Origin of the sequence: Erwinia sp. BNK-24-b (genome assembly GCF_047456155.1) — a bacterium.
Taxonomy (GTDB): domain Bacteria; phylum Pseudomonadota; class Gammaproteobacteria; order Enterobacterales; family Enterobacteriaceae; genus Erwinia; species Erwinia phyllosphaerae.
In genome coordinates, this window is record NZ_CP179901.1 from 4,302,008 (window position 1) to 4,313,238 (window position 11,231).

Consider the following 11,231-nt stretch of genomic DNA (forward strand, 5'->3'; position numbering starts at 1 on the left):
GCACCAGCATGTCCGATACCATTCTTACGCCTGGTCAGGAAAGTAGCCTGACTCTTTTTTGTCGCTGGTAACGGGCAAGCTAAAACCGGGAAAGCTCTGGTATGACCGCGAGTATCGCCTGAAATACCTTGTGCGCTCTCTGTCCTGCCCCCTGCAAACGATGAAGATCGTTGGCGCGATTACCCGCGAGCCGGTAATGCGCGAAATGTTGGCGGTCCAGCATACGCTGCCAAGCAAAATTCATCGCCCTTACCTGTATGGCGGCATGCCGGTCGCCTCACGCGCGCAGGCGATTATCGATCACTACCAGTTCGCGAAGACGCTGCGCTTTGCGCATCTGCGCCAGGCGCTACTGAGCCAGCAGGGTGCGGAGTTGCTGAATTTTGCGGGCAAAAATGGCGAGCGCTTCTCTATTACTATGGCCTGTACCGGGCGCTGTGAGAGAGAAGGCGAGGTGAATCTTTATTTCAGCCAAGACGATATTAAGCTGGCGATAGTGACCTTTGCCGTAATGGAACAGCAAGGAAAACAAGTGATGGTGATTGGCGGCATCCAGGGTGCCCATCGCGATACGCCACATGAGATGATCCGTACAGCAACCAAAGCCTGCTACGGCCTGTTTCCTAAACGTCTGCTGATGGAAACACTAACATTGTTCTGCCACGCTACGGGTATTACGCAGATTCAGGCCGTCAGCGACAGCGGCCATATCTTCCGCAGCTGGCGCTATCGCCTGAAAAAGAAAAGCCTGTTTCACGCCAGCTATAACGAGTTCTGGGAAACGCTGAACGCCAGCCCGCTCTCATCAAAACTGTATGCTGTCCCGCTGGCGTTTTCCCGTCGGCCGCTGGAGGAGATCGCCAGCAAGAAACGCTCAGAATACCGCAAACGTTATGAACTACTGGACACGCTCGCGCAGCAGTTCAGTTCACATCTCCAGTAAGCAGCACCCTGCCAGCACTTTGCTGGCTGGCAGGATTATTTTTCCTCTTTGACTACGTCATCGATCTTCCAGCCTTCACGATCTTTTCGCATCGTGACCAGCAGCAGTTGTCGATCGTCAGGATCTTTGCCCAGCACAACATCGCCCGATGCCGTTTCTCCGTTAATGGTAAAGCGGCTAACGCTGACGTTACCTACCCAGGCATCACTGTAATCCTGATCCTGCAGGAAAAAGTCATCATCCATGCCTTCCGGACTTTTGATCAGGACGTTAATTTTTTGCAGCAGCTGCGGCGTAACGTACTGGTTTAATACCGGGTCGTGCTCATCAATTGGGCTTTCATCTTTGCTTAGCGCGTCCAGATACCAGCTATAAAAATTTTTGCTGGACGTCTGCGGATCCAGCTCCGCCGCGCTGGCCTGTGTTGCCAGTAGCGCTATACCCAGCGCCAGTATCCATTTCTTCATTAATGCTATCTCTGCCCGTTACTCTGTCGCGTGGTGGCTCCGCGCTGCCCGGTTAATTTACCCTGCCGTTTTCATTAATGAATAAATTTCTGCATTATTTTTAGTAAATGTTTATACGATGTAACCAACCACCAGTGGTTTCTGCCAGCAGGCGGCTGTGCCTATCCTACTATGATCCATACATTACGTCAGGAGCGAAAAGCCTCCGTGCAACACACCAGGAGAAATGCGAGCCGCCTTCTGTTTGCTGATATTGTTTTTCTCTGCTGCCTAAAAAAAGTACCGTCTCCTTTAGCAAAATTGTAAGACCGCCACCTTCAAGGGATGCGGAGAACGCCATTAAAAATGTAGTGAAGCCTGACTCGAAAGTGACAAAGCTGGAAACCGATGTCAGATATGTTCAGTGCGATATTTCAGAAATGAAAAGCGACGTGCGCGATATTAAAAAGGATGCTCGCCGGGATTTCCGTCTGCTGTTTGGGGTAAACCTTACCACCACACCAGGGCTGGCTGCGCTGATGGCAAAAGTCTTTCACTGGATTTGATAAACGGGCGCCAGGCAGAAAAGACAGCCCCATAACTCTTTGCCACGCAATAGTCCTTTCCGCAGCAGGAAAAGGTCAGGGATTGCGTTACCGATTGTCAGCATCGGACCCGGAAGGATCCCGCTTCAGGCCGCCCGGATCAGGCTCGGGATAGTCAGCATCAATGCGTAACGGTTTCGCGTAACAGCTTTGCCACAGTTGCAAATAGAGCGCGTTCAGTCGTTTTGCCATAGCAGCATCGTTTTGCACCAGCTCCAGATTACGCGAATGATCAAAATAACCGCCGCGCCAGTTGCTGGTGCCTACCCACGCCAGCTCGTCATCTATCGTCATGATCTTACTGTGCACGACGCGGGCCCAGGGAATAAAACCGCTGCTCGCCTCGGGTATGGTCACCACTTTTATCGTCACGTCAGGCACCAGCGCCAGGCTTTTTAGCCAGTCAATTTCAGGCTGTCCGGTATTCCAGCTGGCCACCATCAGCTCAACCTGCACGCCACGTGCCGCCGCAGCTCGCAGCGCATTGTCGATAACGGCGTAAAAAGGACGGCTACGCTTTTCGCCACAGGAGAGCGGTGCATACTCCATCACCTGTACCCGAATACGCTGCCTGGCAGACGCCAGCAGCTGCGGTAAAACCGTTTGCGAATCTGCAATGCCTGCCGGATTCCAGGCTCGTGGGCTGGCGATAAGGTAACTTCCACGACGAAGATCTTCCGGTAACCAGTCCGTACCGCTTTCCGGCACCTTTTCTCCTGCGGCCAGCAGCGGTTGCGCATGCCAGTCATGGTTAAAGATAGCGGCAATTTGCGTGACAACCCGACCGCTATTAATCAATAAACCGGTTTCCTGAATATGTTCCAGCGCCCGCCAGTCAAAGTTCTGGCTACCGACAAAGCTCTGTTTGCCGTCCACCAGAATATATTTAGCGTGGATGATGCCGCCGGCCAGCTTGCTGAAGGGAATGACGCGCAGCGTCAGGCCTGGAATGGTTTGCAGCTGCGCTATTGTCTCTGCCGTACTCATCTTCACGCCTTTCTGGTCCAGCAGAAAACGGATTTTAACGCCGCGTTCGCCAGCCTGCCGCAGCGTATGGATAACCTTATCCAGCCGTGAACCGGCTTCGTTAGCCACGTAAAACTGCGCTATATCGATTTTCGTCTGCGCATTAGCAAACATCTCCTGCCAGACGGCAGCGCTGCTGCGTAAATCGGGTGCGGCCAGCGTTGTTTCCGCTGGCGCGTCGTATACCAGCTCAAAGTCTGCTGTTTTAGCCTGGCTGACAGCCGGTATACTCGCTGCCAGCGCTTTAAAAGTATCAATCATTCTCATCCTCGTTTTAAACAAATATAGAGAGGGTTATGATTGATTCATATTCTAATCTTCTTCTTACCCACCTTTATCGCAGGAAAAGTATGCCGTTACATCTCACTACGCCGCTTGTCCAGTCAACTCCTCTTAGCCTGATTACCGGAAGTGATGTCTGGTTAAAAATGGATGCGCTCCAGCCACCCGGCTCTTTTAAAATTCGCGGCATAGGGCTGGCCTGTCAGCATTACCAAAGCAAAGGCGCTAAGCGCTTTGTATCTTCATCCGGCGGCAACGCGGGCCTGGCGGTAGCCTGGGCTGGCCGTCAGCTGGGCGTTCCCGTTATCGTGGTCGTGCCTGAAACGACTTCCGCTCGGGCTGTCGAACTGTTGCGTCAGGAAGAGGCAGAAGTGGTGATACAGGGCGCCTCATGGCAGGAAGCCAATCAGCATGCGCTTTCACTGATGGGCGACAATGATGCTTTTCTGCATCCGTTTGACGATCCGCTACTCTGGCAGGGCCATGCCAGCCTGATTGACGAGGTGGCCGCCACGGAGGTTAAACCCGACGCGGTAATCCTTTCCGTCGGCGGCGGCGGCCTGATGAGCGGCATAGTCGAAGGTCTACAGCGCAACGGCTGGCATGATGTGCCGGTGATAGCGGTAGAGACAGAAGGCGCGGCATCTTTTCATGCTGCTCTTCAGGCAAACTCCACGGTAGAGCTGGCCGCCATCACCAGCATCGCGGGTTCGCTGGGCGCGAAACGGGTTTGCGAACAGGCGTTACGCTGTGCCGCTACGCATCCAATACATAGCGTGCTAGTTTCCGATCGCCAGGCCATCACCGCCTGTAGCCGTTTTCTGAATGACCACCGGGTGCTGACGGAATTAGCCTGCGGCGCAAGCCTCGCCTGCGTTTACGATAATCATCCCCTGCTGGCTTCCTTTAAAAAACCGCTGGTGGTCGTCTGCGGTGGCGCGACGATGACGGCAGAACAGCTACGGCATCTTTCTGAAAATAGCTGAAGCGCTGGATTCCGTCTGGGTAAAGCGGACGAAAAACGCTAACCTTTTTGTTCATTTAACAACAAGAAGAAACAAGTGCTATGGCAGATCGCGAGCATCACTATCACGTCACCGTTGAGTGGACCGGTAATAAAGGACAAGGTACCGAAACCTACAGGACGTATGACCGCCAGTTTAAGGTAACCGCCAGTGCTAAAGCGGATATTGCAGGTTCATCCGATCCCGCTTTTCTGGGCGATGCCAGCCGCTGGAATCCGGAAGAGATGCTGCTGGCTTCAACGTCAGCCTGCCACAAGCTCTGGTATCTGCATTTGTGTGCCGAAGCAGGGATCTGTGTGGAAAGCTACTGCGATAAAGCCGAAGGCACGATGACCGAAGGCAAGCAGGGCCGCTTCACGCAGATAGTCCTGAAACCGCAGGTTACCCTGCGTGCCGGTGATGATATTGAACAGGCGAAAGCGTTACACCACCAGGCTCACGAACAGTGCTTTATTGCCAACTCGCTGAACTTCCCGGTGCTTTGCGAGCCGGAAATTAAGCACGTTTAACCTGAACGGCCGACCTCATCTGGCCAGGCTACCGCGGAGCCTCGCTTCTTCGTTCCGGGATTAGCATAATCATTTTGAGCGAGCGGTTACTGGTCAGCTGCCAGCTGAGATGGCGATAGTGCAGTTCGCCAAGGTTCTGGTGGCGAAAGGATCGCTCGCCGCCTTCGCGCACAATGACCTGCTGTAGCGACCAGAATGCGCGAAACGTGGCGTTTTCCTGCATCCGGCTGACAAAAGCCGTTAACTGCTGGTCATGCGGGAAATGCATAGTATCCGCACGCAGCTCGGCCACAATGCGTTTTGCGCGCCCTTCCCAGTCGATTACCAGGCTTTTTGCCAGCGGATGCTGAAACATGAACGCCATCATATTCGGCTGGCTATCGCTATCCAGCCAGCCCTGAAACAGGGTAGCTGTCGGCGCGTTCCAGGCCAGCATATTGCAGGTTAAATCAAGCAGGTAGCAGGGATCGCTAACCTGATGTACCGCCGCCAGCACCGCCTGCTCAATGGCCGGTACCTGTTCCTGTTGCGGATCGCTCTGCTGCGCCAGCCGAAACAGATAGTCTCGCTCGACCGACTTCATTTGCAACGTGCTGGCAATGTTAGCCAGCGTCTGTGCCGAGACGACAATTTCCCTGCCCTGTTCAATCCAGGTATACCAGGTCGTACTGATACCGCTTAGTAGCGCCACTTCCTCACGCCGTAGCCCTTTGGTTCTTCTTCTGGCCGCTATCGGCAAGCCCAGCTTTTCCGGCGAGGTATTTTCACGCTGGCTGCGTAAAAAATTGCCCAGCGCTTTTGGGCCAAAAAGCGGTGTCTGACTCATGGTGGTCACTCCTGATACCAGTATAAACACCTATATTGTACCCCCTTAAGGCAGGTCGTATAGTCTTTATCTACTTCTGGAAAAAGGCGTTTTACCATGAAAAACAGTCACGAAGTTTTAGTTGAAAGTCAGTTTGGCGACCAGGCTCAGGCTTATCTGGACAGCACCGTTCATGCTCAGGGTGCCGATCTGCAAAGGCTGGTGCAGTGGTTAAGCGATGATGCGCAGGCCACGCTGCTGGACATCGGCTGCGGCGCAGGACATGCCAGCTTTGCCGCCGCCAGCCGGGTAGCTCAGGTAACCGCTTACGATTTGTCAGAAAAAATGCTGAAGGTAGTGAGTGAAGCCGCTGCCGAACGCGGTTTGCACAACCTGGCCACCGCGCATGGGCCAGCGGAAGCCCTGCCTTTTGCTGCTGCCAGCTTTGATATTGTCATTAGCCGCTATTCGGCGCATCACTGGCACGATGTGGGTATGGCGCTGCGTGAGGTCAAACGCGTTTTAAAGCCCGACGGAAAATTTATCCTGATGGATATCGCTTCGCCCGGTCTGCCCATATTAGACGTCTGGCTGCAAACGGTTGAGATGCTGCGCGATCCTTCCCACGTCAGGGATTATTCACAGGGCGAATGGCTGTCGATGGTGAATGAAAGCGGCATGGCCGTTAACCGCCTGGCCGTCGATCGTCTGGATCTGGAGTTCAGCAGCTGGATCGAAAGAATGCAGACGCCGGATGAACTGACGCAGGCAATCCGCCTGTTGCAGGCTAAAGCTTCGGACAGCGTAAAACACCACTATGCCATCCAGCCGGACGGATCGTTCAGCACCGATACCATTATGTTTCAGGCAGGCTAGCCGGCGGCCTGGTTTTAATCGCTGCGGCGCGGTGGGTTTTTACGCACCTTTCATCTTCGCTTCTGGCATAGTGGCGGGTACGTCAAGACCAGGCCATAGTAGGTAAGCGCCGCTAACCTTTTATTAATCAGGAAGAACAGAATGAGAATTGCCTGCCTTGGCTGGGGATCGCTAATCTGGAAGCCCGGCGTGCTGCCGGTTGCCGGTGAGTGGAAACAGGATGGCCCCCGCCTGCCAATTGAATTTTCCCGTATCAGCGACGGCGGTGAGCTGGCGACGGCCATCTGCCTGAATGCCGACCCCGTACCCGTGTTTTGGGCATGGCTTGACGTTGATAATTTGTCTACTGCCATTCAGTTATTAAAACAGCGCGAAGCTATTCCGGCGGAACGCAATGACGGCATTGGTTCGCTGAAGGTAACGGATACGTCAGCTGGCCTGCTGGCAGAGTGGGCAAAAGCCAGAAACATTGATGCGCTAATCTGGACCGCACTGCCGCCGCGTAACGATCATGTAGAAAATTGCATTCCGCCGATCGAACAGGCGGTAGCTTATCTTACTGCTTTGCAGGGTGAAACGCGTGAGCATGCCAGGGATTATATTCAGCGCGTCCCGACACAGATTGATACCGCCTATCGCCGGATTATCGTGGAAAGCTTAGGCTGGCAGAGCTGAGATTTCAGGCATAAAAAAACCCGCTCGGAGGCGGGTTTTTTGCTGTCTGTCATTTCTCGCTTAGCTGCTCAGGCTGTTGCCTTCATCGCTATCGTAAGCGCAGGGATCACATTACAGCAGAATTATGGTCGTAATATTACAGCGCAACAACGTTAGCGGCTGAAGGACCTTTAGCACCATTCTCGATGGTGAATTCAACCTTCTGACCTTCGTCCAGCGTTTTGTAGTCATTACCCTGGATTGCAGAGAAATGTACAAACACGTCTTTGCTGCCGTCTTGCGGAGAAATGAAGCCGAAACCTTTATCCGCGTTAAACCATTTTACTAAACCAGTCATTTTACCAGACATCGATATTTCCTTAATTTTTGAGCCACTTGAAATGGCATGAAGGCCTGTTTCCAGAGCATAACTTATGGGCACTTAGAAGAAGATCAGGAGAAAGGATATCTTTGGATAACGCTTGCGCTGAGGACTGCTTTACTAAAACTGCTTTCATAAGGTCTGTATTCCAAACCGATGTCGCTATTAAGTCATGCCTGACTCAGTTAAGCAATGTTTATTTTTACTGCCCCTTCCTTCCATCGCGGTTAAAGGGCGCTACGACGGGCCTGAGCCGCAAAAGAGGCATGAAAATAAACTTTACGTCACGGCCGCTCGGCCACCGTTTAAGATTTAAAAGCGATAATCAGGCGACGATTCGTACGCAAAACTGCTTTCGCCTGCCAGACGGTTCAGGCTGTTTGATTACGAAACTTTACCAAAAGAGGCCGACCATCTAATCAACGGCCGCTGGATATTACCTTTCAGGGCCACGATGTCGCCGCCATGGCGTTGTTTATTGCTGCAGACGATGCACCAGCCGTACCACGCTCAGTTTATTGTTGATGCCGGTATTCTGCTTAGCTAAGCCCGTTTAACATTAGGTTCTCACTGGCTCAGGTTAAAAAAGGCAGTAACGCCGTCAGCGTTTTTTCCGGTATTTCTTCCTGCGGTACATGACCACAGGGCAAAGCGTGGCCGCTGACGTCTTGTGCTTTTTCCCGCCACGTGGCAATAACGTCATAGAGCTGGCCGACCGTGCCTTTTTCTCCCCATAGCAGCAATAAAGGGCACACAATGCGCTTATCACTGTCCGCCCTGTCATCTTCCAGATCGATAGTGGCCGCCGCGCGGTAATCTTCACAGGTCGCGTGGATCATTGCCGGATTCTGATAACAGCGCAGATAGTCGGCAAAGATTTCCGGCTCCGTCGCACCGGGCGTTTTCAACTGGTCCTCGATATGTTTTTGCAAAAAGAAAGCCGGATCGTTACCGATCATCCTCTCCGGCAGCGGCGCGGGTTGGATCAGGAAAAACCACCAGAAATAACGTGTGGCAAAAGCTTTATCCGTTAATGCATACATAGTTGCCGTCGGCGCAATATCTATAAAGACGCAGCGATCGACACGATCGGGATAATCAAGGGCCAGCCGATGCCCTACCCGTCCGCCGCGATCGTGGCCAACAAAAGAGAACTGTTGATAACCCAGCGCGGCCATCAGCTGGACAATGTCTTCGGCCATCACCTTTTTTGAATAGCAGCGGTGTTCAGCGTCGCCTTCAGGTTTGTCGCTGTCGCCATAGCCGCGCAGATCCGGCATCACTACCGTAAACCGTCTGCTTAGTTCAGGCGCAATTTTGCGCCATGTCAGATAGTTCTGCGGATGTCCATGCAGCAACACTAAAGGCCTGCCGGTGCCCATCACTGCGGCGCGCAGCCTGATGCCGTTTGGCAGAGTGACATCTTTGAGGGCGCAATCGGGAATAAAGGGGGAATCGCCAGCGTTAACTACGTTATTTTTCAGGTTCATGCTTTCTCCTTTTCAATAAGGATAGACGGCGCGGCCTGTTTTACTCGCTGTTCCGCTAAGGCTCTTTTCTTTGCTCTCTGATTAACATTCATCCTCGTCACATTATGAAAATTATCGCTCATAAATATGGACAAATGCAGGAAGGGCACCCGTCGCGTTACTGGATAATAGTCGTCGCTGGTCGACTATATCCAGAGCAGAATGAAGTCCAGAGCGGAATGAATAAAAGCGACAGGCACTAATGAGCATAACGTAGCGAGACGTCAAAACGCAGGAAAAACCTCCCACATGATAAATATGAAGGGATATCGCGCTTGACCGGTTCTAAATGGTAAATTTAACTATATAGCCAGAAATAAAAGTTACTCTACCGTATGTTAATCTAAGCATTGTGGCGACTTTACCAAAACCGTCGTGTTCCCCCAGTAAATAAACCGCCCTGTTTGGATCATACCAATATATTTTATTATTTATTTTTAACAGGGCTGCTGCATGAAGATCAAGATTGTCTCCATAGTCAATACTGAATATCATGCCCTGCGTTTTACCGTTTTTTTCCCTGAAAAAATTCTCCAGATAGCTTCTTTGCTCGTTAAAAAAACCAATCATTTCAAGCTGTAGCGCAGGTAATCCTAAGTTTTTTGCTATGGCGTTATGTGCTTCAATTTTTTGCATGAAAATCGAAAAAGTTCCACCACGACTAGCGTAACGTTGGGCTGAAAAGGCTTTTTCATAAAATTCAGTACTGCTATTCAAGAGAGCATCTTGCGTGTATCTGTTAATATTTCGAGTTCTCATATTTGATGCCAGCCAGGTATAGCATGCGCCAGAACAAACGCCTCCCCGCTTGTATATAGCCGGAGAGCTTTTTACAAACTCGCGATATTTTTTAGTAACGGACACAATCACTATCATTTAAAATTCCCTTTTATTAACGATCCTTTAATTTTTCCTGAAATTAAGCGAACCTGACTGGCACAACAGGATTTTTTCGATTGAAACTATATAAATTATGGTTTGAAAGTCAAGACAGGAACCAAAACTCAACAGTTGTAGTCAGTTATTATTATTGACCACTACGATATGACCCTGAATAACCGTGAGGCTTAGATAGCCCGAAACCTATTATGAATGAGGATTTAACCCATCAGGCTTAACCATTTGGGTTTGCAGCGGCTGGCGCAAAGGAGGTAATTCCCCTCGCGACCAGCCTTTTCCTGACGTGCTACGCTTCCCTTCCTCTTTCGAGGTTTAAACCCATTACCGGGTAAGGACAAGCTAGGCCTGCATCAGGCTTACCAGCAGCCTGCGGTTAGCTCAATAAATCAAGTTAACCCTTTGATTTAGCTATTTATATCAGACAATCAGAACGGAATATCGTCGTCAAAATCCATTGGGGGCTCATTGCCCGCTGGTGCGCTGTTCTGCTGCGGCTGCTGTGGGCGAGACTGCTGCTGACCGCCGCTGAACTGGTTGCCGCCCTGTGGCTGCTGAGGCTGGCCCCAGCCGTTGTTGTTGCCCTGGCTCTGACCGCCACCGGCCGGTGCGCCGCCGCCCTGACGTCCACCCAGCATCTGCATGGTGCCGCCAACGTTGACCACAACCTCGGTAGTGTACTTCTCTACGCCCGCCTGGTCAGTCCATTTACGCGTTTGCAGTGCACCTTCGATATAGACCTGGGAGCCTTTGCGCAGGTATTCGCCTGCCACTTCTGCCAGCTTGCCGAACAGCACCACACGGTGCCATTCCGTTTTCTCTTTGGTTTCGCCGGTCTGCTTGTCACGCCAGCTTTCGGACGTGGCCAGAGTAATGTTGGCAACGGCGCCGCCATTCGGCATGTAGCGGACTTCCGGATCCTGACCCAGATTTCCCACCAGGATTACTTTATTTACGCCTCTGCTGGCCATGTTCGTCTCTCCGATAAATGTTCTTAGCTTAAGGATGAAATTCTAACACGCCCCACCGGGAGTTAATACCCAGAGATCCCGCTTTACGAGGCGGATCGCAAAGGCTCGCTCCCGGAGAGAGCTTAAACGCCAGGCGTCTAAGCGGGCTGGCAAATTTCCTGCCGCAGCCTGGCCGCGCCAGCATCCTGTGACGCATTATACATCAAACCACTGTATATCCATTCAGGTTTTTTTGTGCCATACTAACAGGCTTAATTCTGGCCGTGCCGGACCGGCATGGT

At 52.0% G+C, this 11,231-nt stretch carries 13 protein-coding genes; 6 read left to right on the forward strand and 7 right to left on the reverse strand.

Features of this window, described 5'->3' with window-relative positions; all coding sequences use genetic code 11:
- The first annotated feature begins 58 nt into the window (after positions 1 to 58).
- Positions 59 to 943 carry a VirK/YbjX family protein gene (locus ACMGGR_RS19845; protein ID WP_414147682.1) on the forward strand — a complete coding sequence of 295 codons (885 nt, stop codon included), beginning with the start codon at positions 59 to 61 and terminating at the stop codon, positions 941 to 943.
- A gap of 35 nt (positions 944 to 978) precedes the next feature.
- On the opposite strand, the gene ACMGGR_RS19850 is transcribed toward ACMGGR_RS19845, so the two are convergent.
- On the reverse strand, positions 979 to 1,410 hold the full coding sequence (locus ACMGGR_RS19850) for a DUF3828 domain-containing protein (RefSeq protein WP_246761295.1): 432 nt from the start codon (positions 1,408 to 1,410) through the stop codon (positions 979 to 981).
- A gap of 368 nt (positions 1,411 to 1,778) precedes the next feature.
- On the opposite strand from ACMGGR_RS19850, the gene ACMGGR_RS19855 reads away from it, so the two are divergent.
- A complete protein-coding gene (locus tag ACMGGR_RS19855) occupies positions 1,779 to 1,955 on the forward strand; it encodes a hypothetical protein (protein ID WP_414147683.1) in 177 nt (58 codons plus the stop codon).
- An 87-nt stretch (positions 1,956 to 2,042) separates the two neighbouring features.
- Here the strand turns inward: ACMGGR_RS19855 and ACMGGR_RS19860 are convergent, their stop codons facing one another.
- Positions 2,043 to 3,281 carry a phospholipase D-like domain-containing protein gene (locus ACMGGR_RS19860; protein ID WP_414147684.1) on the reverse strand — a complete coding sequence of 413 codons (1,239 nt, stop codon included), beginning with the start codon at positions 3,279 to 3,281 and terminating at the stop codon, positions 2,043 to 2,045.
- Between the two features lie 89 nt (positions 3,282 to 3,370).
- Here ACMGGR_RS19860 and ACMGGR_RS19865 point away from each other — a divergent pair, with 89 nt between their 5' ends.
- Complete coding sequence (locus ACMGGR_RS19865) at positions 3,371 to 4,288, forward strand: pyridoxal-phosphate dependent enzyme (RefSeq protein WP_414147685.1); 918 nt, start codon at positions 3,371 to 3,373, stop codon at positions 4,286 to 4,288.
- Between the two features lie 80 nt (positions 4,289 to 4,368).
- Positions 4,369 to 4,836 carry an OsmC family protein gene (locus ACMGGR_RS19870; protein WP_414147686.1) on the forward strand — a complete coding sequence of 156 codons (468 nt, stop codon included), beginning with the start codon at positions 4,369 to 4,371 and terminating at the stop codon, positions 4,834 to 4,836.
- 28 nt (positions 4,837 to 4,864) lie between these two features.
- On the opposite strand, the gene ACMGGR_RS19875 is transcribed toward ACMGGR_RS19870, so the two are convergent.
- Positions 4,865 to 5,662 carry a helix-turn-helix transcriptional regulator gene (locus ACMGGR_RS19875; RefSeq protein ID WP_414147687.1) on the reverse strand — a complete coding sequence of 266 codons (798 nt, stop codon included), beginning with the start codon at positions 5,660 to 5,662 and terminating at the stop codon, positions 4,865 to 4,867.
- Positions 5,663 to 5,758: 96 nt separating this feature from the next.
- Here ACMGGR_RS19875 and ACMGGR_RS19880 point away from each other — a divergent pair, with 96 nt between their 5' ends.
- Both ACMGGR_RS19880 and ACMGGR_RS19885 read left to right on the forward strand, forming a co-directional pair.
- On the forward strand, positions 5,759 to 6,517 hold the full coding sequence (locus ACMGGR_RS19880) for a class I SAM-dependent methyltransferase (RefSeq protein WP_414147688.1): 759 nt from the start codon (positions 5,759 to 5,761) through the stop codon (positions 6,515 to 6,517).
- 141 nt (positions 6,518 to 6,658) lie between these two features.
- Entirely contained in the window at positions 6,659 to 7,192 is a 534-nt protein-coding gene (locus ACMGGR_RS19885) for a hypothetical protein (protein WP_414147689.1), read from the forward strand.
- A 136-nt stretch (positions 7,193 to 7,328) separates the two neighbouring features.
- Here ACMGGR_RS19885 and cspA read toward each other — a convergent pair whose 3' ends face one another.
- From cspA to ssb1, 4 genes are all read right to left on the reverse strand, one after another.
- The gene (cspA, locus tag ACMGGR_RS19890) at positions 7,329 to 7,541 is read right to left on the reverse strand and encodes an RNA chaperone/antiterminator CspA (RefSeq protein WP_125290184.1); all 213 of its coding nucleotides are present in this window, start codon (positions 7,539 to 7,541) and stop codon (positions 7,329 to 7,331) included.
- Between the two features lie 587 nt (positions 7,542 to 8,128).
- On the reverse strand, positions 8,129 to 9,043 hold the full coding sequence (locus tag ACMGGR_RS19895; RefSeq protein ID WP_414147690.1) for an alpha/beta fold hydrolase: 915 nt from the start codon (positions 9,041 to 9,043) through the stop codon (positions 8,129 to 8,131).
- A gap of 324 nt (positions 9,044 to 9,367) precedes the next feature.
- The gene (locus tag ACMGGR_RS19900; protein ID WP_414147691.1) at positions 9,368 to 9,958 is read right to left on the reverse strand and encodes a hypothetical protein; all 591 of its coding nucleotides are present in this window, start codon (positions 9,956 to 9,958) and stop codon (positions 9,368 to 9,370) included.
- 449 nt (positions 9,959 to 10,407) lie between these two features.
- Entirely contained in the window at positions 10,408 to 10,950 is a 543-nt protein-coding gene (ssb1, locus tag ACMGGR_RS19905) for a single-stranded DNA-binding protein SSB1 (RefSeq protein ID WP_246761286.1), read from the reverse strand.
- Between the last annotated feature and the right edge of the window lie 281 nt (positions 10,951 to 11,231).